At 56.8% G+C, this 22335-nt stretch carries 16 protein-coding genes and 4 riboswitches; of the genes, 5 read left to right on the top strand and 11 right to left on the bottom strand.

Annotation, left to right across the window (positions count from 1 at the left end; translation table 11 throughout):
• Positions 1 to 41: 41 nt before the first annotated feature.
• From ACX5K5_RS01385 to ACX5K5_RS01350, 8 genes are all read right to left on the bottom strand, one after another.
• Positions 42 to 1661: an ABC transporter ATP-binding protein gene (locus ACX5K5_RS01385; RefSeq protein WP_443446858.1), complete on the bottom strand. Its 1620-nt coding sequence runs from the start codon at positions 1659 to 1661 to the stop codon at positions 42 to 44.
• 39 nt (positions 1662 to 1700) lie between these two features.
• Positions 1701 to 2597 carry an ABC transporter permease gene (locus tag ACX5K5_RS01380; protein WP_188686189.1) on the bottom strand — a complete coding sequence of 299 codons (897 nt, stop codon included), beginning with the start codon at positions 2595 to 2597 and terminating at the stop codon, positions 1701 to 1703.
• 17 nt (positions 2598 to 2614) lie between these two features.
• Positions 2615 to 3571 carry an ABC transporter permease gene (locus ACX5K5_RS01375; RefSeq protein WP_096256247.1) on the bottom strand — a complete coding sequence of 319 codons (957 nt, stop codon included), beginning with the start codon at positions 3569 to 3571 and terminating at the stop codon, positions 2615 to 2617.
• Between the two features lie 11 nt (positions 3572 to 3582).
• A complete protein-coding gene (locus ACX5K5_RS01370) occupies positions 3583 to 5220 on the bottom strand; it encodes an ABC transporter substrate-binding protein (protein WP_459174897.1) in 1638 nt (545 codons plus the stop codon).
• Between the two features lie 121 nt (positions 5221 to 5341).
• Positions 5342 to 5433, bottom strand: a riboswitch (SAM riboswitch).
• A gap of 293 nt (positions 5434 to 5726) precedes the next feature.
• Positions 5727 to 6638: a MetQ/NlpA family ABC transporter substrate-binding protein gene (locus ACX5K5_RS01365; RefSeq protein WP_096256249.1), complete on the bottom strand. Its 912-nt coding sequence runs from the start codon at positions 6636 to 6638 to the stop codon at positions 5727 to 5729.
• Between the two features lie 25 nt (positions 6639 to 6663).
• Positions 6664 to 7359 (bottom strand): methionine ABC transporter permease, encoded by a 696-nt coding sequence (locus ACX5K5_RS01360; protein ID WP_459174896.1) that lies wholly within the window; start codon positions 7357 to 7359, stop codon positions 6664 to 6666.
• Entirely contained in the window at positions 7356 to 8390 is a 1035-nt protein-coding gene (locus ACX5K5_RS01355) for a methionine ABC transporter ATP-binding protein (protein ID WP_096256251.1), read from the bottom strand. The genes ACX5K5_RS01360 and ACX5K5_RS01355 overlap by 4 nt, the downstream gene beginning before the upstream one ends.
• A 146-nt stretch (positions 8391 to 8536) precedes the next feature.
• A riboswitch (SAM riboswitch) is annotated at positions 8537 to 8627 on the bottom strand.
• Positions 8628 to 8896: 269 nt separating this feature from the next.
• Entirely contained in the window at positions 8897 to 9418 is a 522-nt protein-coding gene (locus tag ACX5K5_RS01350; protein ID WP_096256252.1) for an ASCH domain-containing protein, read from the bottom strand.
• A gap of 412 nt (positions 9419 to 9830) precedes the next feature.
• Here ACX5K5_RS01350 and ggt point away from each other — a divergent pair, with 412 nt between their 5' ends.
• Positions 9831 to 11654 (top strand): gamma-glutamyltransferase, encoded by a 1824-nt coding sequence (gene ggt, locus ACX5K5_RS01345; RefSeq protein ID WP_459174895.1) that lies wholly within the window; start codon positions 9831 to 9833, stop codon positions 11652 to 11654.
• Positions 11655 to 11737: 83 nt separating this feature from the next.
• Here the strand turns inward: ggt and ACX5K5_RS01340 are convergent, their stop codons facing one another.
• Together ACX5K5_RS01340 and ACX5K5_RS01335 are read right to left on the bottom strand one after the other, a co-directional pair.
• Positions 11738 to 13141, bottom strand: a complete 1404-nt coding sequence (locus tag ACX5K5_RS01340) for an LLM class flavin-dependent oxidoreductase (RefSeq protein WP_096256254.1) — start codon at positions 13139 to 13141, stop codon at positions 11738 to 11740.
• Between the two features lie 63 nt (positions 13142 to 13204).
• Entirely contained in the window at positions 13205 to 14539 is a 1335-nt protein-coding gene (locus tag ACX5K5_RS01335) for an acyl-CoA dehydrogenase family protein (protein ID WP_096256255.1), read from the bottom strand.
• A 16-nt stretch (positions 14540 to 14555) separates the two neighbouring features.
• Positions 14556 to 14655, bottom strand: a riboswitch (SAM riboswitch).
• 265 nt (positions 14656 to 14920) lie between these two features.
• Positions 14921 to 15028, top strand: a riboswitch (SAM riboswitch).
• Here ACX5K5_RS01335 and ACX5K5_RS01330 point away from each other — a divergent pair.
• Complete coding sequence (locus ACX5K5_RS01330) at positions 15028 to 15180, top strand: hypothetical protein (RefSeq protein WP_188686195.1); 153 nt, start codon at positions 15028 to 15030, stop codon at positions 15178 to 15180. Its footprint overlaps the riboswitch before it by 1 nt.
• Positions 15177 to 17141 carry an acetate--CoA ligase gene (gene acs, locus ACX5K5_RS01325; protein WP_459174894.1) on the top strand — a complete coding sequence of 655 codons (1965 nt, stop codon included), beginning with the start codon at positions 15177 to 15179 and terminating at the stop codon, positions 17139 to 17141. The genes ACX5K5_RS01330 and acs overlap by 4 nt, the downstream gene beginning before the upstream one ends.
• 69 nt (positions 17142 to 17210) lie before the next feature.
• Here the strand turns inward: acs and ACX5K5_RS01320 are convergent, their stop codons facing one another.
• Positions 17211 to 19064, bottom strand: coding sequence for a BCCT family transporter (locus ACX5K5_RS01320; RefSeq protein WP_096256257.1), 1854 nt, complete (start codon positions 19062 to 19064; stop codon positions 17211 to 17213).
• Between the two features lie 529 nt (positions 19065 to 19593).
• Between ACX5K5_RS01320 and ACX5K5_RS01315 the strand changes: the two genes are divergently transcribed.
• Both ACX5K5_RS01315 and katG read left to right on the top strand, forming a co-directional pair.
• Entirely contained in the window at positions 19594 to 20025 is a 432-nt protein-coding gene (locus tag ACX5K5_RS01315) for a Fur family transcriptional regulator (protein ID WP_459174893.1), read from the top strand.
• A gap of 117 nt (positions 20026 to 20142) precedes the next feature.
• Positions 20143 to 22320, top strand: coding sequence for a catalase/peroxidase HPI (gene katG / locus ACX5K5_RS01310; protein WP_459174892.1), 2178 nt, complete (start codon positions 20143 to 20145; stop codon positions 22318 to 22320).
• The last annotated feature ends 15 nt before the right edge of the window (positions 22321 to 22335 follow it).

Below are 22335 nucleotides of genomic sequence, written 5' to 3'. Positions count from 1 at the left end.
CTCTTCTCTAATTTTGTATCGGCGCAGCGATGTTCTGATCTCTAGGCGCGGCGCAGGTGTTCAAGCTCGCGCAACTTCTCTCCGGGATTCGCTGCCAGCAAGGTACGCGTGTATTCGTGGGTCGGATTGGAAAATACCTGATCAACGGTTCCTGTTTCCACCAGTTCTCCTTGGCGCATTACCCCAACGTGGTGGCTGATGCGTTCGACCACGTGTAGGTCATGAGAGATAAATAAATAGGTCAATTGTTGTTCGTGCTGGAGCCGATCAAGAAGGGTGAGGATCTGTTCTTGGGTCAGCACATCCAGCGCGCTGAGCGCTTCATCAAGCACGAGAATCTTTGCCCCGCTCGCCAGCGCACGAGCAATGGCCACACGTTGGCGTTGACCGCCCGATAGTTCCGGCGAGCGCTTTTCGGCAAGTTGTGGTGCGAGATTTACTTGCCCCAGCAACTCGTTGACACGCGCTTCGCGCCAAGGGGCATCGCCAAGCTTGTAATTGCGCATCGGCTCGTCGATGATCGCGCGGACCGTTTGGCGTGGGTCCAACGCGGAGTCGGGGTTTTGATAAACCAGCTGTGCCTGACGCCAGAGCTCGTAACGTCGTTTACCGCTGATCGATGAGACATCTTCGCCGTTTACCTCGACGCTGCCCTGGCTTGATGCGAGTAGTCCCATGATGATTTTTGCGGTAGTGGATTTGCCCGATCCAGATTCTCCTACGAGTGAGAAGGTAGTTCCGCGAGCTACTTCAAAGCTGACGTGGTTCACCGCCTTATGAGCATTTGAACCACGGCCGAATTCTTTTCCGAGGTCCTTAACCCGGATGACCACGTCGTGGTTTTCGCTGAGCTCACGGCGCTGATTGTTTGCGTAGGCCTGGTCTAGCAGAGCCTTGGTGTAATCATTGGTGCTAGCCGAGATCAGCTCACTTACCGACCGGTCTTCGAGCACCTTGCCGCCGTTCATCACCAGGATTCGGTCGGCAATATCTGTGGCTACCGCGAGGTCATGGGTAACAAAAAGGACGGTAGTTCCCTTCTGCCTCGCAAGGGAGACAAACACTTCAAGTACAGTGCGTTGCACCGTGACATCCAGTGCGCTGGTTGGCTCATCGGCGATGAGCAACTGCGGATTCAGGGCGAAGGCGATAGCGATCAGCACTCGTTGCTTAAGTCCCCCGGATAGTTCGTGCGGGTATTGGCCCAGTCGCTGCTCTGCCCTGTCGACTCCTACGCTTGCCAGCAATTCGATGGCCTTGTCACGCCACTGTTTTTTGGGTACCGAACGTTTCGGATGCAGGCGGAACACTTCAATCAGCTGCGATCCGATGGTCTGCACCGGGTCGAGAGAGGCCCCCGGATCCTGTGGGACCAAGCCGATGCCGGCTCCACGAATCTCACGCCACTGGCCAAGATCTAGCGTGGTGACCTCGGTTCCTCCGAAGCGGATGCTGCCTGAGGTGTTGGCGTTATCTGGAAGCAGGCCAATGAGGGCCTTGGTAAGTGTGGATTTTCCGGAACCAGATTCACCAACAATCGCGACAATTTGTCCTGCGGGAATTTCTAAGTTGATACCTTGCACCGCGTGGGTTCCCTGCGCATAGCGAACAGCTAGGTCTTCGATGCGCACTACCGGGTGAGCGTGCTGCGTGGCAGTCATAGTCTGCCCCCTTTACAAGTTTATGGATACCCTCACGGGTTAGAAGCGGAAGGTTTTGCTGATGGCCCGGCCAAGCGTTGCGGTGAGCATGACGGCAGCAACAATAACAAGTCCTGGAAGGGTGGTCAGCCACCAGGCCACGGTAAGGTATTGGCGCCCTTCGGATATCAGCAGCCCCCATTCGGGAGTAGGCGGTGGCGAACCGAAACCCAGAAAGCCCAGCCCGGAAATCGCTAGAATCGCCGCGCCGAGGTCTACCGCCAGGAGGGCGAGGATCGGACCGATCACGTGCGGAAGGATGTGGCGGCGCAATACGCTGAAGTAGCCACCCCCGCTCATCAAGGCCGCCTGGACAAAGTCACGTGCGCGCACCCGCAGCACCTCGGTGCGTACTAGTCGTGCGAAGGCAGCGATCGAGGCAATACCCACGCCGAGACCCAACGAGAAGGGGCCGGGTTCGGTTGCGGTAACAAGAATCAGTGCAATCAAAAACGCCGGAATCGCCAGCACGACGTCGACAAAGCGCATCGCCACCGAGTCTGCAAAACGTCCGGCGGTGGCCGCCAACAGGCCAAGTAAGCTACCGACCACACTACCGATGAGACAGGCAAGGCCGGCCGTCATCAGTGTTTGGCTGGTTCCGTGAACCACACGGGCGTAAACGTCACGTCCCAGATGATCGGTACCGAACGGGTGTGCCGTCGAGGGCGCCGAGAGTTTCTCCTGTGGAACACCGGTAATCGGGTCCGCGCCGGTGAACAGGCCAGGCAGCAACGCCCACGCCACGAGGACCGCAAGTGGAATGAGCACCCACCAAGCGCCCAACCACGCGCGCACCTTGCTCCGGGTTGTCGGTGTTGGCTCTGGGCGTTGTGGCGCCGTGGCTGTGGAACTCACGGTCACATCGTTGTTAGTGCGTTCGGTCAATAGACTCATGATCGTTTCCTCATCCCTTAGACAACTAGTGCGCGGGGCGAACCCGCGTGGGCGGTAATGATGCGTGGATCAAGCTTCGGATGAATCAGGTCAACGAGCAGGTTCACCACGGTGAATGCCGCAGCCGTGAGCAAGACCAGCCCTTGCACCAACGGAATATCTTGTACGGTGACCGCTTGCAACACCAACTGCCCCAAACCGGCACGGGCGAAGACGGTCTCGGTGATAACCGATCCAGCCAGCAGCGTGCCGACCGTAATACCCGCAATGGATAGAGCCGAAGGTGCCGCATTTTTCAGGGTGTGGCGGTAGAAGATCCAGGATTCACTGGCTCCCTTAGCTCGCAGCACATCAACGAATGGCTGCCGGTTCACTTCCTGCACGCTTTTGATCAGCACCTGCGCTATGGGTGCGCTGAGGTGAATTGCTAAGACGATGATCGGCACCGCCAACGCGAGCAATGAGCCGTCGGGGAATAAGGACATCACACCGAGCTGAACAGCGAGGATCTGCAACAGCACCAACCCAAGCCAGAACACGGGAATCGAAATCATCAACGGTGGCAAGTTGAGCAACGCTTTGCGCACTGTGTTGTTGCGCGACAGGCTAGCTGCCGCGGTCAAGAGCACCGCGAGCACAATGGCCAATGCGAAGGCGCTACCGGCGAGGATCAACGTAGAGCCGATGACCTCACCGATGCGGGTGGATACCGCCGACCCCGAGGACAACGAATACCCCAAGTCCCCGGTGAATAGCCCGCCAAGCTGATTGAGATACTGAACGATCAGCGGCTGGTCATATCCGTAGTAGGCCTTCATCTGTGCGATGGTGGCCGGATCGGCAGAGGAGTCTGCGGAAAGGAAGATTGTCACCGGGTCGTTCGGCAATGCCTGCACCGCCAGAAATACTGCGGTGTAGGCCAACAAAATCACCAGTAGTGCCTGCCCTATGCGTTTAGCAATGTATCCACCCATGATGTGTTTCCTTAACCGTTGCTCTTCCAAGCACCCTGGAAGATTGGTGCGGTGCCGGAAGTGAAGTCGATATGTGCGTCCTTATTGGCGCCGTATACCTGCACTTCATCCCACAGCACGAGGGTCAGCGCCTTGTCGAGTACCAGCTCACGCTGTTCTTCTTCCACGAGTTTCAGGTGTTCTTCCTCGGTGGTCGCCGCCTGCTCACGGGTGAACAGGTCGTTCAGTTCTTTGTCTGCATTGAGGGTCTGGTTGTTAGTGGCCGGTGCATAAACCGGGCCCAGGCCTCCGTAGGCAAACTGCCTGGTTCCGAAGAATTCGATCTGGTCATCGACCATGGCGTTAGTGAGGAAAGAATTATCTGCAGCACGGTTCACCAGCTGAACACCGATCTGGCGCCACTGCTGCTCAATCAGTTCAAAAGCAGGCTTAATGACCACAGAGTTATTCGAGCTGGCTACTGTGATTTCAAGTTTCTTGCCGTCCTTTTCACGGATCCCATCCGTACCCACCTTCCAGCCAGCCTCCTCGAGCAACAACTTGGATTTTTCCGGGTCATAGCCAAGCTCTGCGGAAAGGTCCACAAAACCTGGAGCCTGATGGTTGAGGATCGAACCGGCGAGGACATAGCTGTCAGAAAGCACCGTGTCCTTCAACGCCTGCCGGTCGATACCTACCTGCAATGCCTGGCGCACCTTCGGGTCATCCAGCTTGCCTGAGCCGATGCGTATCGCTGCGTGATTAGTTGTCAGATCGACGCCCTGCGCGGCCAATACCTGGCCACCGCCAGCGCTGAGCACATCCTCGTCTACCGGTTGCAGCCCGCGGACCAGATCAACCTGGCCTGATTGCGCGGCACCAGCACGGTGGGCCACCTCGGGCAGGTATTTGATCACCAACTTTTCCAGGTAGGCATCTGCCTGGTTTGCTGCGGTTTCTGGCGCCCAGGCGTAATCATCCCGGCTGGTAAAAACAACTTCTTCATCGGCTTTTTCGGATTCAAAGACAAACGGGCCGGAACCAACAATTTTCGCGATCGCTGTTTGTCCTGCGTTATCCAGCTTCAGGGTCTCCGGGGAGACTAGCCCGGCAGTGACCGAAGACGTCGCACGGAGGAAGTTAGCATCCGGGCGCTTCAGCGTCACCTTGACCTTGTTCTTGTCTACAACTTCGGAGCTTTTGTAAGCGGCGAAATCTACGTTGGGCTGAATCTGTGCCGATTTAATGCCTAAGCCCAGGGCATCTAGGTTCTTTTGCACTGCTTTGGCGTCTAGGTCCGTGCCGTCCGAAAAAGTTACACCGTCGCGGATAGTAAAGGTGAATTCCGTTTGCGTCTTATTCGCGGTGAAGTCCGAGGCAATCCAGCCCACAACTTTCCCGGATTCAACGTCAAAGTAGGTCAACCGGTCCAGTACCGAGTTGAGCACATTGGCCTTCTCATAGAATCGTGCGGCCTGGGTCTGCCAGTTATTGATCGGGGTGACTTCCGCGAAGGTAAAGGTTCCGCCTTCCACCGGCGTTCCGCTACCTGCGGCCGTCGTAGGATCGGAGCTTTGACCCGTTGCGTTGCTTCCGTCACAGGCTGTCAACGTTAATCCAACTGCTGCCAGCAACGCCACGGTCTTAAGACCAAGGTTCTTATTGCGCATTTTCTGGTGTTCCTCTCGGTAAGTTCCCGAGGATTACGCCTAGATCCTGGCCCTACCGCAAGGTTGCGGGAAGGGAAAAGACAGACTTCTCCCCTGTGTGGACCGTTGCGAAATCTAGCAATCTCCATCGGTCCTGGCCTTAGCACCGCTCCTGCTAAAGGACGGTTGCTGCGACGTCAACGAGCCAGGTCTCTCAGTCGCTCTGGATGGTTAGCATTCGGTGTGTTTTCCGAATAATTCAAGTCTGTGCCCGGGGCTATGGTGTGACCAACCATGACGTCATATACGCGTCACGAAGCCATCTGCGAGCTGCTCGACACGGAAAAACGCGTCACATTCTTCTCAAGATCTCGTCATAAGTCACTTCGTGACGCTGTTACAAATTATTCCTTGACGGTACTCCAAAACTGCGCGTTAATTTCAGCTGAAAAATCTTAAAAGTTAAGGTCAGTTCGAACCGAGATAGTTCGAACTGACCTTTCAGTTCGGCTTGGTTGCCAGATACGCTACTTCGCCGATACCGGAGTCAGTACACCGTGCACTAAGGGATCTTCCGTGCTTTCCAGATACTCCTGCAACCGCGGGTCGGAGAAGACCTCAATCAGTTTTGCAGCGTCAGGGGTCTTGGAGAATTTGGTACCAAAAATTAGCTTTGAGGCGAAAGTCCTCGGTGGTTCAGGGAACAGGAGTCCTTTATCTCGACCCACTTTTCCGGCATCAAACTGTGAGACATAACCAATCGCGACATCCACGTCGTCAAGCATGCGTGGCATGGTCATCAGCTCCGCTTCCTTCAGCTTGAATTCATGCGGATTGTCTACCACGTCAGCCATTTTGGCAGTGCGTGGTTCGATGTCTGGGTTCAGGCCGAGCAGACCTTCGCGTTCGAGCAGCCAGAGCGCCTGGCCCTGGTTCGCGACGTCATTGGGAAGTAGCAGTGTCGCCCCCTTGGGCAGTTCCTCGACCGAGCCATACCGGCTGGAGTACAACCCGAAGCCCCACTGATAGAGCTCTACGGTTGCGGTGAGATCAACACCGGCGGCCTCTGCAGACTGTTTCATGTACCACTCGTGTTCAAAAATGGTCGCATCGAATTGCCCCTCGGCCACGGCGCGGTTGGCCTGGATCGAATCCTGCAACCCAACGGCTTCAATTTCAATTCCGTAGTCCGGTGCAATGTTCTCGGCGACGTATTTCAGTATCTGCTCTTCCCCGGCCATCGCTGGTTCGTAGTGGACCTTGAACTTTGTCTTGCTTGGCTGATTGGCTGCGAGTGCGGGCGTAGATCGTTGCTGTACTAAAAGTGCGCCAAGTACGAGTGCCACGATGGTCGCGCAAGCGGCGATGGTCCAGGGCAACTTGGCGGTGTTTTTGCGAAGGGTGAAGCCGTGAACGTGGCCATTGGGTGAAGTTGTCATGATCTTCTCGTTTGTTTGAGGGCGCTTAGGGGCGTGCCAGCGCACGGGCGATACGGTCGCCGAGGAATTGGACTATTTGCACGGTCACGATCAGTGCGAGGATGGTCGCAATCATGACGTTCATATCAAAACGCTGGTATCCGTAGGTCACCGCAAGATATCCGATACCACCGGCTCCGATAGTTCCGGCGATCGCCGAGTACTCGACCATGGAGATGGTGTTCAGTGTGATCGCTGAGGCAAGTGCTGGCAACGCCTCGCGTACTTGAGTGGAGCCAATGATTTGCAACGGGGATCCACCGGTCACCAAACCGACTGCAAGGTTTTCCTTGGGCAGGTCGTTCAACGCGTTTTGTACTAAACGGGCGAAGAATGGAATACCCGCAATAGTCATGGGTACAATGGCAGCCCAGATGCCGATGGTAGTTCCCGTGATCCATTTGGTGAAAGGAATAATGGCAGCCATCAAGACTAGGAAGGGCAGCGAGCGGCCCATATTCACGATCCAGCTCAATGTGGCATGGCTCTGCGTGTGCGGGAAGAGGCCTCGCCTGTCGGTGTTGAACAGAGCCAGTCCCATGATGCCGCCAAAAATGATCACTAAGACCATCACGATTCCTACCATGGCCCAGGTCTCTGCGTAGGCAGGGAGCATCAGGGAACCCAGCTCACTCCACGGGGTATCTGTACCCACAGTGACGCTTTCGGTTGGAAGACTCATACCGTCACCTCGATTCGTGTTTCACCATTGATCTTGTCTGTGCGCAACGCCTGCGAATGGGCGGTGGCGTGTAGTCCCCAACCGTCGAGTACCTCGATGGCTCGTGCTTCGCCGATACCAGATAGCCCTATTTCAACGCGGCCCAGCGTGCCTTCTTGGTGGGCTTCTACGGATCCGCCAAGCAGTGCCACCGTGGCACCATATTCGCTGCCTAATTTGGAAATCCATGAAGGATCAATCTGCGTCCCGCGGTAAGCGACGGTCAAGGCAAAGTCGTAACCGGCTGGCACCAGGTCTGGGTGCAAGGGCAAAAGCTTGGAACCAGTTACCGATTCCGGGTTTGCCACCAGTGCGCGCAGTTCGCCGTATTCGGCGATTCGGCCACCATCTAGCTGTGCCACGCGGTCGGCGATATGACGTACCACATCCATCTCGTGGGTAATCAAGATGATTGCCAGCCCGAGGTCGGTACGTAAGGAAGCGAGCAGTTCGAGGATCTGCGCAGTTGCTTCCGGGTCGAGGCCCGAGGTTGCCTCGTCGGAGAGCAGCAGTCGCGGGCGCAGGGCCAGAGCCCTAGCTATACCCACGCGTTGGCGCTGCCCACCGGAGAGTTCGCCCGGATAGGAATTGGCGCGGTCGGCCAACCCGACTCGTTCTAAAAGCTCGGCAACTCGATGTTCCATCTCATGATGGACTACTCCGAGGTTGCGCAGCGGCAACGCCACATTTTCGGCGACTGTCATGCGGCGCAGCAGAGCCGAATTCTGGAAGATCGTGCCAATGGCACGGCGTTCGGCACGCAAGGCCTTGCCTGAGAGGATCGAAAGGTCTTTGCCATCGACCAAGATCTGCCCACTGCTGGGCTTCTCCAAGAGGGAGATGCAGTGGGACAGCGTGGATTTCCCTGCGCCCGAGGGACCAACCACGGCGGTGATGCTGCCCGCTTGGACCTCCAGATCAATTCCTTTGAGGACCTGTACCCGACCCTGGGCCGTGTCGTAGTGCTTGTGTAGCTGACGGATCTCAATCATTTGAGGGCCCGAAGAAAGTTGTTTGCATTTGTTCTCCCTGGTGCTGGCGCCGCGCAGAGCCCGAGTCAAGTTTGAGCTGCAGACTCGCAATGTAGCGGCGTGAGGCAGCTACGGAATCTTGCAGAACAGTGTTGTATCTACGGACCGCTCCATCGGTCCTGGCGGTAGCACCGGCCCCTCTCGGGGTGGTTGCTGCGACGTCTACGAGCCAGGTCTCTCAGTCGCTCTGGATGGTTACCATTCGATGTCTGAATCGAACAGTTTCAGTCTGTCCTCGAGCAGCTTCCATGAACAACCATGACGTTATAAATGCGTCATGTAGTCACCATCGGTGCTCAGCTAGCAGTAAAACGGGCCATAAATGCGGTACTCACTCGTCATATTTCGCTGAGTGACGGCGCAAGGCGTACATCTTGACTTAAGAACTTAATTCAAACGCCATGATGATCCCCTTCAAGGGCGCAAGGCAAAAATCCTGAACAGCAAGGTAGAGAAAATTATGAGCCTTAAATCTGCTTGCGCGGCCAGACTACCTCGAAGCTTTCGCATACGATGCGTTCACCGGGGATGCTGGTGATTGCCGGTTCCCACTGCTTGGCAAAATCTGCTTGCTGCGTCCGCTTCCAGAACTTCTCGTGCTCCCGGCGCCAGCTAGCCAAGCTACGGTCGTCCTCGCCCTCGGCATAGGCGAATTCGGCATCCACCTGGTCGAATGATCTCAGCGTCACCTCGCTGGTCCGCAGGATAACTTGTGGCGTCCCGGTGCCGTCGCAAGCAATCCAGTGCGAGCCGACCTGCGGGAGGGGTTCGTTCTCGGCAAGGTACTCGTTTTCGAGGCTTGAGGTGGCATGTTTCTGCCCGTGGGTTACTTCTCGCAATAACGAGTCGGCCAGCGCAGGGCTGTCTCCGAAGTATTCCACCACGTAGTCACCCGGGTCGCTGGCGCAGCTTTGCCGGTAGTCATCCCACATCTGTGCGGCTGAGGCGAGATCTAGCGGTGGCATCTCGGCGGCGTGTTCGTTGCTCATGCTCTTAGCCTAAGCGCAGTCCGGCCACCGCAGTTGTTGACCTCGGCGATTGTTTGAATGTTCCCGTGTTGGCGTGAGCTTGGGTAGCCAGTCTCATGGCGATCGCGGGGTGATCCGTTGGCCTCTTCGGCCATGCAAACGCAACGCGCCCTCAGCTTGGAAAGCGCAAAGCCCTCGCCGGCTAGAAAGGTTTCCGATAGTGGCAGTAACCGACGAATCAGATGAACTTGATGACTACGCATTCGCGCCGAGAGCGCCCGGCCGTGTTGGCGAAACCTAAGTTAAAGTATGTCCCGACCTGCGCGAAATTGCGGACAAGCTTGCACAGTGACGCGTGTCACGGAACTCGTCTCGGGGGTTTCTCCCGTAAATTGGCGCATACTTCATCCCCACCTTTTCAGGAGATCAAAGAATGTCACGAGCATGTACGAGAGCTATTGCCAGCGTCGCGGCACTCGCACTGGGACTGGGTACTTTCACCGCCCTTCCGGCCAACGCCGATCCCAGGGCAACCGACAAAACTCCAACAGCCAAAGGCAGCGGCGGCGCTGTCTCATCCGTGGACCCCGAAGCGACCGCCGCCGGCATTGAAATCCTACGCAAAGGCGGCAACGCAGTTGATGCGGCTGTCGCAACCGCGGCAGCGCTGGGCGTGACCGAACCTTATAGCGCGGGTATCGGTGGCGGCGGCTATTTCATGTACTACGACTCAAAAACCGGAAAGATCAGCACCATTGACGGCCGCGAGACAGCACCGGCAGCAATACCCCACGATGCCTTTGTCGACCCGGAAACCGGCAAACCCTACAATTTCACGCCCGAACTGGTGACTAGCGGCGTGGCGGTAGGAGTACCGGGAACTCTAGCCACCTGGCAGCGTGCATTGGATAATTGGGGTTCCCAAAGCTTGAAGAAAGTTTTGCGCCCGGCCACCCAGGTGGCCTCACGCGGTTTTGTCGTCGATGAAAACTTCCGTGAACAGACCCTTGATAACAAGGAACGCTTCGCTGCCTTCAGCTCGACGAGCGAACTTTTCCTGCCCGATGGCGATGCACCCCAGGTTGGCAGCATCTTCAAGAACCCGGATCTTGCCCAAACCTACCGGTTACTTGCCAAGCAGGGCCCCTCAGCGTTCTACCAGGGCGAGATGGCCGAGGAAATATCCCAGACGGTGCAAGCTCCACCCAAGGTTGAAGACACCGAGCTCCCGGTTCCAGCCGGGTATGTGAGCACCGCCGACCTGGCAGACTACGAGGTTGCGGAGCAGCAGCCAACCAAGGTGACCTACCGTGGACTGGATGTCTTTGGCATGGCACCATCGTCCAGCGGAGGAACCACCATCGGAGAATCGCTGAACATTCTTGGCGAATTCGACCTCACAGGCATGGAGCGGCCCTCCGCGCTTCACCACTACTTTGAAGCGACGGCCTTGGCTTATGCCGATCGTGGCAAGTTTGTGGGCGACCCGGCATTTGTGGATGTTCCCACCGCAACCCTGACCGACAAGCTGTTCGGCGTCGACCGGGCGTGCGCGATAAACCCCGAACGGGCCGCGGTGAAGCCGGTAGCGCCGGGCGACATTGAGGGCTACGACGGAACGTGCCCGGCGGCAACCAGCGAACCGGTGATTGAGCAGGATACCGAGAATATTTCCACCACCCATCTTTCGGTGGTGGACCGCTGGGGCAACGTCGTTTCCTACACACTAACCATTGAGCAGACCGGCGGTTCGGGAATGGTGGTGCCGGAGCGCGGCTTCCTGCTGAATAACGAGCTGACCGACTTCTCCACGGCGTATGACCCGCAAGACCCAAACCGTATCGAACCTGGCAAGCGTCCGCGCTCGTCGATGGCGCCAACGATTGTGCTGCGCGACGGCGAACCGATGCTCGCCATCGGCTCCCCTGGCGGCTCCACCATCATCACAACGGTGCTGCAGACCTTGGTGAACCGCATCGATTTGGGCATGGACCTCAGCCAGGCAATCGCGGCGCCTCGCGCCTCGCAGCGCAATACCGCGGCAGTGACGGCAGAACCCGAATTCATCGAGGCCTACGGCTCAGCGCTTGAGGCTTTCGGCCACAAGCTCACCGCCGCTGGTGATTCCTTCACTCCACAGGCCGAGATCGGCGCGGTTGAGGCGGTGGAAATCGCCGCTGATGGGTCTCTGATCGCGGCGGCCGAACCAAGCCGCCGCGGCGGTGGTTCGGCCATGGTGGTCACGCCGGCTAAATAGCCGCTAAAACCAGCAAGTCCCCGCGAAATTCAACGTTTCGCGGGGACTTGCTGGTTTTGCGCCACTACTTGATTTTTAAGACCTTAGGCCTTGGCGACCAAGCGGTTGGAGATCTTGTACTGTGCGGCGCGGTGGGTATCCTTCACCCGGTCGCCCTCGCCGAACAGCTTGTGGCGCAGCGAACCTTCGGTGTATTCGGTCTTGTATGCGCCGCGTGTCTGCAACTCTGGGACCACGTACTCGACGATGTCTTCAAAAGTTGCCGGAGTAACCGCGTAGGCCAGGTTGAAGCCGTCTACGTCGGTGTAGTCCACCCAGTCGATGAGCTTCTCGGCAACTTCAGCACCGGAACCGACGGTGATTGGACCGAACCCGCCAACGCCGACCCACTCGGCCAACTGGCGGATGGTCCATGGCTTGCCGGAATCGCCGCTGGCCTTCTGGAAGGTCTCCACGGTGGACTGGATGGCGTTGGACTTTACGTTCTCGCCAATGACGTCATCTGGACCGTATTCGGAGAGGTCAATGCCCATCCAGCCAGACATCAGCACCTGAGCGCCTTCGATATCCGCGTAAGACTTGTAGTCCTGGTACTTGGCTTCCGCCAGCTCGGCGGTCTCATCGGTGATGATGGTCTGCATTGCGAAGATCTTCACGTCGTAGCGGTCACGACCGGCTGCCTGGACCGCATCGCGGATCTTGGCTACGGCAACTTTGAGGGTCTCACGGGTTGGGCAGGTGACGAAGACCGATTCGGCGTTTCCGGCGGCAAATTTGATGCCGCGGCTAGAAGCACCGGCCTGGTAGATCACCGGGGTACGCTGCGTGCTTGGCTCGGTGATGGCGATGCCCGGAACCTTGAAGTACTTTCCTTCATGGTTGATCGAGTGCACCTTAGCCGGGTCGGCATAAACGCCGGTTTCCTTGTTGGCCTGTACTGCGTCGTCTTCCCACGAACCTTCAAGAAGCTTGTAAACAACCTCTAGGTACTCGTCTGCGTGATTGTAACGCTCATCGTGTTCCATCTGGTCTTCCTGGCCCATGTTCCGGGCAGCGGACGGCAGATAACCGGTGACTACGTTCCAGCCCACACGGCCTTCGGTCAGGTGGTCCAGGGTGGCCAAACGGCGGGCGAAAGCATATGGGTGCTCATAGGCGGTGCCAGCGGTGACACCAAAACCGAGGTTCTCGGTGACTGCGGCCATCGCTGAAACCAGCATCATCGGATCGTTGACCGGAGCCTGCGCGCCGGTGCGTAGTGGGCTTTCGTTGGAGCCCTTGTACACGTCGTAGGTGCCCAGCACATCGGCGAGGAACAGTCCGTCGAACTTGCCCTTTTCCAGCACCTTGGCCAGGTGTGTCCAGTAACCCAGGGTCTTGTAGGTCGAGGCCTTGTCAGCCGGGTGACGCCACAGTCCTGGTGACTGGTGAGCCACGCAGTTCATGTCGAAGGCGTTAAAAAGGATTTCGCGCTTGTTCTCGCTCATTGGTGTACCCCTATCCATGGAAATGAAATCTTGTAAATCTAACGGTGCGTTCAAAAAACTTGTTTAGCTTCCAGAAAATTGTGGTGTTCCAGAAACCGTTCCGGTGACCGAGAGCCGTTGGGGTTGCACCCCATTGATCTCGTAGTCCCCTACGATGCGTGCCTTATAAATTGCCGGGTTATGCGTTGCGATGGTGCGTGCGTTGCGCCAATGCCGGTCCATGTTGCAGCTGTTGCGTGTAGCCGATGCCCCGAGCCCGTCAAAGAGTTTGCTCGTCGCCCCGATCACCAAGGGCTGCACAATGGTCTGGGCGCGGTTTGCCGCCAGCTCGCACACGGCGAAGCGTTCCTCGGAGTTCAGGTTCGCATCGGCCATCGCCGATTCGACTTCCAGCACCGCCCCCATGACCACGGAGTCGGCGGCAAAAACTTCGGCGGATACCTCACCGACCAGCTGCAGTACCTGTGGTTCGCGGTGTACCGGAACCCCTGTTCCGGTACTGAAGCTGCGGGTACGTGCCTGAACCGAAGATCGCAGGTCGTTTAGTGCGGCCCGACCAATTCCGGCTTGCACCGCCATGAGTACCAGCTGGAAGATTGCGGCCTCCGGGTCGGTGGGATCTTCGGGCATGAAGGTATCCACCGGAACATTGTGGAATTCGGTACTGCCGGTACCGGTCAGCTGCTGACCAAACCCGTCCCAGTCATCAAGGATCTTCACACCACTGTGTTGCGTTGAAACCACGGCGATCTGGCGACCAGGGATCTCTGGGTGGGCTACCGCAACGGTGGTCCAGTCCGCAAAAATGGTACCGGTGCAATAAAATTTGCGGCCGTTGACCAACCACCGCGAGTCTTGCTCAGTTACCTTCGTGTTCAGTACGCCCAGCGCGTTTCCGCCCTCTTCGGTATAAGCATTGCCAACGATCTGGCCGGCGCTGATTCGCGTAGTCCACTTGCTGCGTAGCACTTGGTCTTCTAAGCGCACCACATTTTCTACGAAGGCAATATGGGCTCTCCAGAGTTGTGCCACGTGCGAATCAGCTTCGGCTAGCTCAATAAGCAACCGAAACACATCGCTTAGCCGTGCGCCATGACCACCTTCGGCAATGGATAGTCGCAACGCGCCGAAGCGTTCACGATTAAGCAGCCCGACCTGTTCGAAGGGGAGTATCCGTTGCCGGTCACGCTCACTAGACCCGGCGGCAATCTGTGCGAAGACGGGACGGAAGATATCTGCAAGTCGTTCATACTGTTCATCTGCGCCAGAACCTGGAGTTATTTTGAGCAATTGTCGTGTGGGTAGCTCTACAGGCAGCTCATCAAGCTCCGCAGCGTTACCGGCCACAGACGGATCGCTAAGCGCATTAAAGTCGCCAGCTAAATCGCCAAATGACATCAAAAGTCCTCTATTCTTTCCATCGGTTCTGGCTGTAGCACCGTCCCGGGCCAAAAAATGGTGGGTGGTTGCTGCGACGTCTTCGAGCCAAATCTCTCGGTCGCTCTGGATGGTTCGTAATCATTTGTAGCCTGAGAATTACGTTGCCTTCAACCCGGCAAGTCATATTTCTTCGTGCTGGCATGACCCTTGAATTGCATCAAGGACTCCACTTATCCGGCATAGTCGAACGCCACACCCAGCGTTTCGCGATTTTTCAGCCAAATACGTTGTTGATGAAATAAAAATCGAAACATCTTGATGATGTGACGTAGTTATCGAATATTTTTCATATTACGACGGATTTGCATTGAATTCGTTCGAAAGCCTGTAATGGTCATATAACCATCCCGAGCGGCCAAGAGATCTGGCTCTGTGACGCCGCAGCAACCACCACACACGATTTGTAAATAGATGTGTGGCCGGTGCTACCGCCAGGAACGATGGAGATGAATCATGGTTTTCATATTGCCCTGCCCCAGCTGGCTTACTCGAAGAAGTTGCTCGATGATGTGCCAGCAACTGGACACCCGCTAGCTAAACAACGCGCACGTAAGCACCGCAGGAACAGCAGCCCCAAACTTTTCAAGGAAACGCAATGACTATCACCAAGTTGCCCACTACAACCTCACCTGCTGGCACCGAGAACCGTCAGGAGTTCTGGGACGAAGCAGCAAACTTGCTCGACTGGGACACCAAATGGCACACCACTAGCCAGATCATTGCCGCGGACCCACAAGCAAAGCGTGGACCACAGATCTCTTGGTACCTCGGTGGCAAGCTCAACGCCGCCGTGAACTGCGCGGACCGCCACGTGGAATCCGGAAATGGCGACAAGGTCGCGCTCTACTTTGAGGGCGAGCCTGGCGATCGCATTGCGGTGACCTACCAAAACCTGCAAGATCGCGTTAGCCAAGCGGCCAACGCGCTATTGGAACTCGGTATTACCAAGGGTGACCGCGTGGTCATCTACCTACCGGTGCTCATCGAAACAATTGTGATCACCCTGGCCTGCGCCCGTATCGGCGCGATCCATTCACTGGTCTTCGGAGGTTTCTCCGCGGAGGCACTCAAATTTCGTGTGGAAGACACCAAAGCGAAGCTGCTGGTGACCACCGACGGTCAATTCCGTCGTGGGATCTCGGTTCCCGTCAAAACCAATGCCGATATTGCGGTCTCCGGAGAAAATGACATTGAAAAGGTGCTGGTTATTCAGCGCACCGGGGACGACATTCCTTGGACCGAAGGACGCGACCTGTGGTGGCACGAAACGGTAGAGAACCAGCCCACGCACCACAAAGCCGAAGCCTTCGACTCTGAGACGCCGCTGTTCATCATGTACACCTCGGGAACTACCGGACAGCCTAAGGGGCTGGTGCACACCACCGGCGGTTACCTCACTCAGGCTGCTTATAGCCACAATCTTTTGTTCGGCAATCCTGATGAGTCTCAGCGCTCCGATGACGTGCACTGGTGCACCGCGGATTTGGCTTGGGTTACCGCACATACTTATGAAATTTATGGGCCACTAGCCAACGGTGTCACCCAGGTGATCTACGAGGGTGTGCCTAACGCACCGCATCCCGGACGCCACTTTGAAATTATCGAGCGCTACAAGGTCACCAGTTACTACACTGCACCCACACTGGTCCGCTCGCTGATGGGTTGGTTCCCCGACGGCATTCCGGACAATTACGATTTGTCCTCACTTCGTGTGGGCGGCACCGTGGGCGAAGCGGTCAATCCCGAAGCGTGGCGTTGGCTACGCGCCCAGGTGGGACGAGACACCGAGCACGGGATCCCGATGGTTGACACCTGGTGGCAGTCCGAGTCAGGAGCTACAGTACTTTCGCCGTTGCCTACCGATGCGCACTTCAAGCCAGGCTGTGCCTCGCGCGCCCTACCGGGTGTATCGGTGGACATTGTTGATGCTGCGGGAAATACCGTGGCTGCAAACGAACAAGGAAATATCGTAATTACCCAGACCGGCCCATCGATGGCCCGGACGGTCTGGGGAAATCCGGAACGTTATTACACCAGCTACTGGGAGCAATATGTTGCTCAGGGTTGGTTCCTTGCCGGTGATGGTGCCCGCTTTGATGAGGACGGGGATATCTATATCCTGGGCCGCACCGATGACGTAATCAATATTTCCGGGCACCGGCTGTCAACCATTGAGATTGAGTCGGCTTTAGTGACCCATGCAGGTGTCGTCGAGGCCGGAGTCTGCCCCACCCCGGATGCGAAGACCGGCCACGCGGCCACCGCCTTTGTGGTTCCGCTGGATAAGACACTGATCTCAGCAAACCCTGATGCGCAAACGCTTGCACGTCAGCAAGAGTTCATCACCATCCTGCGCGCAACGGTCACCGAGCAGATCGGCCCAATCGCTAAACCACGCGATATCGTATTGGTCCCAGATGTTCCTAAGACCCGTTCGGGCAAGATCATGCGCCGCCTGCTGACCCAGCTCTTCGAAGGAACCAAGCTCGGCGACACCACCAGCTTGCAAAATGAGCCGTGCATCGCCGAGCTAGAGGAGATTTGCCGGGCACGGAGCTAAACAGTTTCAGCTACAAATCTGCCCCGCAGTTCGTTGAACTGCGGGGCAGATTTGTAGCGTTTTACATCATTACTCGTCGATACGCTCAGGCTTGGCCGACCCAGTTGAGCCGGAGTCTTCCGTCGCGGAGGACGAATCGGCTGCCTTCGTCTTGAGCACAAATTCTTTGCCCTCTATCAACGGGATTTCCGTGGTCATCAAGCTGAACTGGCTTCCATCGTGGCGTTCTACGCCCTCGGTGACCGATTGCTCCAAGACCTGACGAGCTACCTTGTCGCTTAGCACCAGAGGGTCCTTACTCAGATCCTTCCAGATGGCCACGCAGAGCAGGAGCATCACTAGGACAAACGGCAGCGCGGAAACGATTGTAATATTCTTCAGACCGTTCAACGCTTCGGCTGGCTTGTCGCCACCGGCAAGTAGCATCACCGCAGCTACCGCGCCTACGGCAACGCCCCAGAAGATAATGGACTTCTTTGATGGTTCCGCGGCTCCGCGTTCGCTGAGCGCACCCATCACGATGGATGCAGAGTCAGCGCCGGTGACGAAGAAGATCGCAATCAGCAACACAGTCACGATCATGAGCAGCACCGCAATCCAACCCGGCAATGGTAGCGCTTCAAGCAGATCAAAGAGGATCAAGTCAAAGTTGAGGTCCGGGACTCCGTCCACCATGTTCACCAGGGCAGCACCGGTATCCCCAGATTGTTCGGCACGTTCCTGCAAGCCTATGGCGCCGCCGCCAAAGATCGAGAACCAGATGAGGGTAACGCTCGAAGGTACCAGCAGGACACCGGTCACGAACTGACGAATGGTGCGACCACGCGAAATTCGGGCGATAAACAAGCCAACGAATGGGGCCCATGAAACCCACCAAGCCCAGTAGAACACGGTCCAGGAGGACAGCCAAGCAGACATTGCTTCGCCGCCGGAACCGGCGGTACGCGATGCCATCTGCGGAAGGTCACCAATGAAGGCACCCACGGCATTTGGAATTACGTTAAGAATGAACAGCGTTGGTCCGCCGATGAAGACGATCAATGCAATGACGAGAGCCAAGACCATGTTGATATTTGAAAGCCACTGAATTCCGCGTTCAATGCCGGATACGGCCGAAGCGACGAACAGCGCAGTCAAAATGGCAATGATAACAACCAAGACACCGGACCCAACCTTGGCCATTACACCGCTGGCCTGTATGCCGCCACCGATCTGCAGCGCACCAAGACCCAAAGAACACGCGGAGCCGAACAGCGTGGCCAAAATGGCCAAGATGTTAATGGTGCGGCCACCCCAACTATGGGTGACCCGTTCGCCGAAGATTGAGGAGAACATCGCGGAGAACAGCTGTGGGCGTCCGAGCCGGAAGCTACCGTAAGCCATTCCTAGACCAACAATTGCGTACATGGCCCATGGGAACAAGGTCCAGTGGAAGAGCGTCGTGCCCATCGCGGTGCTCAATGCAGCAGGAGTTTGCCCGTCTACGGTTCCTGGTGGAGGTGACATGTAGAAGTACAGCGGCTCGCCGACACCGTAGAACACCAACCCGATGCCCATACCGGTAGCAAACATCATGGAGATCCAAGAGACGGTGCTAAATTGTGGCTTCTCACCGTCTTTCCCGAGTGGGATGCGACCGAAATTTTTGGCAGCAACAACGAGGACAAATACGGTAAATACCGAGGCTGCGATCACAAATAGCCAGCCGGTATTCGTTATCACCCAGTTGAGTGCGGCATCAGAAGCGACGCCTAGCCCTTTGGGAGTAACGAATCCCCACACGATAAACGCCAAGGCCAAGCATCCGGCAATGCCGAACACCCAGTAATCCATTCCGGACTTGTCATATTTTTTAGGTCGTCGTTGACGAGCCGTATGCAGCTCGCCGACTAAATCTTCGAATGATTGTTCATTCTGCGTCATTTGTTCTTCCTTCACCAGCGGAATTCATTTCGCCTAAACGTCATGAGTTCCGGCGGCAACCATCCCGGTGAAGGGTCGGTTGCCAGATCGTGGACTCGGTTGAGCATTGCTTTGAGGGCATCGTGCACTGGCTTCTTTTTCAACAGCGGAAGGCGCTGAAATAATAGCCCTCGGGTGCCAGCTTCTGCGGAGGTTGACTAAATCAACTCAGTAGAGCGGGGAAACATATTTGCTCCTTGACCTCTTCAAAGGCCTTATCCATCATGGTCCCACCCCGAATAAGGGTCAAACCTAGCAGGATTTGACCTGCTGTTTTAAGTGCCGCCTCGGGGCTTACGTCCCTTGTGAGACACAGTTAACGGTGGGCTCATGTGAATTTCCTCGCCAAGCAAGATTTTCTGCATTAGTCAGCAAAACCGACCAGATCAGAGGTTCTTTTCCCAGTTCAAAAAAATTTGAGCAGAAAAATTTAGGACAAACCTCGCGCTTTATCTTGACCGATTCAAAATAAATAGGGCAAGCTAGTGTTATGACAACATCCGGGGGAATCGAGAAGGTGCTACGCGAAGCATCCATGCGGGTCACTCGTCCGCGCGTTGCGGTGCTTGCAGCGGTCACCGCTCACCCCCATGCGGATACCGAGACAATTATTGACGCGGTCCGCCAAGAACACCCTACGATTTCCCATCAAGCGGTGTACGACTCATTAAAACTCCTCACCAGCCTGGGGCTGCTCCGTCAGATTCAACCCCACGGACATATCGCCCGCTACGAGGCCCGCGTGGGAGATAACCATCACCACGTGGTCTGTCGTAGCTGCGGAGCATTGGCCGATGTTGACTGCGCTATTGGAGCCTCACCGTGTCTACACGCCTCCGATGATCACGGTTTCAGCATCGATGAGGCCGAAGTTATCTACTGGGGGCTCTGCCCAGAGTGCCAGTCAGCCAAAACAGCCTAACCAGCTAAACATTTTATTTAAAAAGAAGTACCGCAAGGAACTAACCTTCATCTTCGCGGGCCATTGCCCTGCGGACGTGAAAAATCACGCCCAATTCAGTACCAGAAGGAAAACTATATGTCAGAAACGACTGCAGGCCAGTGCCCAGTAGTAGGAGCCGGACGCGTTCACCCTACCCGGGGCAATGCGAACACCGAATGGTGGCCAAATAAGCTCAATCTGAAGGTTCTATCCAAGAACCAGGAAGCCACCAACCCGCTTGATGCCGACTTCGACTACCCAGCAGCATTCGAAGCACTGGATTTCGCAGCCGTTAAGGCCGATATCGCCGAGCTGATGACCAAGTCCTACGACTGGTGGCCGGCAGACTTCGGTCACTACGGTCCATTCTTCATCCGCATGGCCTGGCACGCGGCAGGCACCTACCGCTCCCACGACGGTCGCGGTGGCGCAGGCGCCGGTCAGCAGCGTTTTGCACCGCTGAACTCCTGGCCGGATAACGTGAACCTGGATAAGGCACGTCGTCTGCTCTGGCCAGTAAAGAAGAAGTACGGCCAGTCGCTGTCCTGGGCCGACCTCATCATCTTGGCCGGTAACGTTTCCCTCGAAGACATGGGATTCGAAACCTTCGGTTACGGTGGCGGCCGCAAGGACGTCTGGGAAGCGGATGATGACGTGTACTGGGGCCCGGAAAAGGTCTGGCTGGAAAGCGAACGCTATACCGGCGCACGCAACCTCGAAGCTCCGCTGGCAGCCGTCCAGATGGGCCTGATCTACGTGAACCCTGAGGGTCCAGATGGTGTTGCAGATCCTTTGGCCTCGGCCATCGACATCCGCGAAACCTTCCGCCGCATGGGCATGAACGACGAAGAAACCGTCGCACTGATCGCCGGTGGCCACACCTTCGGCAAGACCCACGGCGCCAGCGCCGAAACCCACAAGGGCGAAGACCCGGAGTCCGCTCCGCTGGAAATGCAGGGACTGGGCTGGAAGTCCGGCCACGGTACCGGCCACGGCGATGACACCATCGGCTCAGGTCTGGAAGTGACCTGGACCTACCACCCAACCCGTTGGGACAACGAGTTCTTCCACATCCTCTTCGCGTACGAGTGGGAACTGTTCCACTCCGAGGCCGGAGCACAGCAGTGGCGTCCAAAGAACGGCGCCGGCGCCGATATGGTGCCGATGGCTCATGACCCAGCCGTGCGTCGCGAACCACGCATGCTGACCAGTGACCTGGCCCTGCGTTTTGACCCGGTTTACGGTCCAATCTCGGAGGACTTCAAGAACAACCCAGAGAAGTTCGCGGACGCTTTCGGGCGTGCGTGGTTCAAACTGACCCACCGCGACATGGGCCCGAAGTCCCGTTACTTCGGACCAGAAATCCCGGCAGAAGACCTAGCTTGGCAAGATCCCCTACCGGCAGCCCCTGCAGTAACCTTGGGCGCTACCGAGGTTGCGGCATTGAAGGCTCTCATCGCGCAGTCCGGCCTTTCGGTACAGCAGTTGGTTTCTACCGCATGGAAGGCAGCTGCAAGCTTCCGTTCCTCTGATAAGCGTGGTGGCGTTAACGGTGGCCGTATCCGTTTGGAACCACAGGTCTCCTGGAGTGTGAACCAGCCTGAACAGCTCAAGGTAGTAATCACAGTTCTTGAGCAGATCGTGGAAGAGTTTAACGCTACTTCTGCCATCAAGGCTTCCTTCGCAGACGTTGTAGTTTTGGCTGGCAACGTCGGTGTTGAGCAGGCAGCATTGGCTGCTGGCCAGCAGATTGAGGTTCCATTCACTCCGGGTCGCGTTGACGCTACCCAGGAACAGACCGACGTGGAGCAGTTCGCTTGGTTGGAGCCAGTGTCCGACGGTTTCCGCAACTACGATTCCGAGTTCTTGAATTTGCCTCCGGAATACCTGCTCATTGACCGCGCTAACCTATTGGGCCTCAACGCACCGGAGATGACCGTATTGCTCGGTGGTCTACGTGTATTAGGCAACAACTGGGATGGTTCGAACCACGGTGTCTTCACCGACACCCCGGGCGCATTGACCAATGACTTCTTCGCGAACCTGATGGAATTGGGCCTTGAGTGGACCCCTGACGCCGAAGAGAAGACCTATGCAACCACCGACGGCCGCTGGGTTGGTAGCCGTGTGGACTTGGTCTTCGGCTCAAACTCCGAGCTACGTGCATTGGCCGAGGTTTACGCCGCGGATGATGCGAAGGAGACATTTGCTACGGACTTCGCCGCAGCCTGGGCCAAGCTCATGGATGCTGACCGGTTCGACCTGCTTAAGTAAGTAGTTTCTTCGCTC

It is taken from the genome of Glutamicibacter bergerei, from assembly GCF_054495185.1.
Note: the sequence above shows the minus strand (reverse complement) of the source record. Positions and strands in the feature narration are given on the sequence as shown.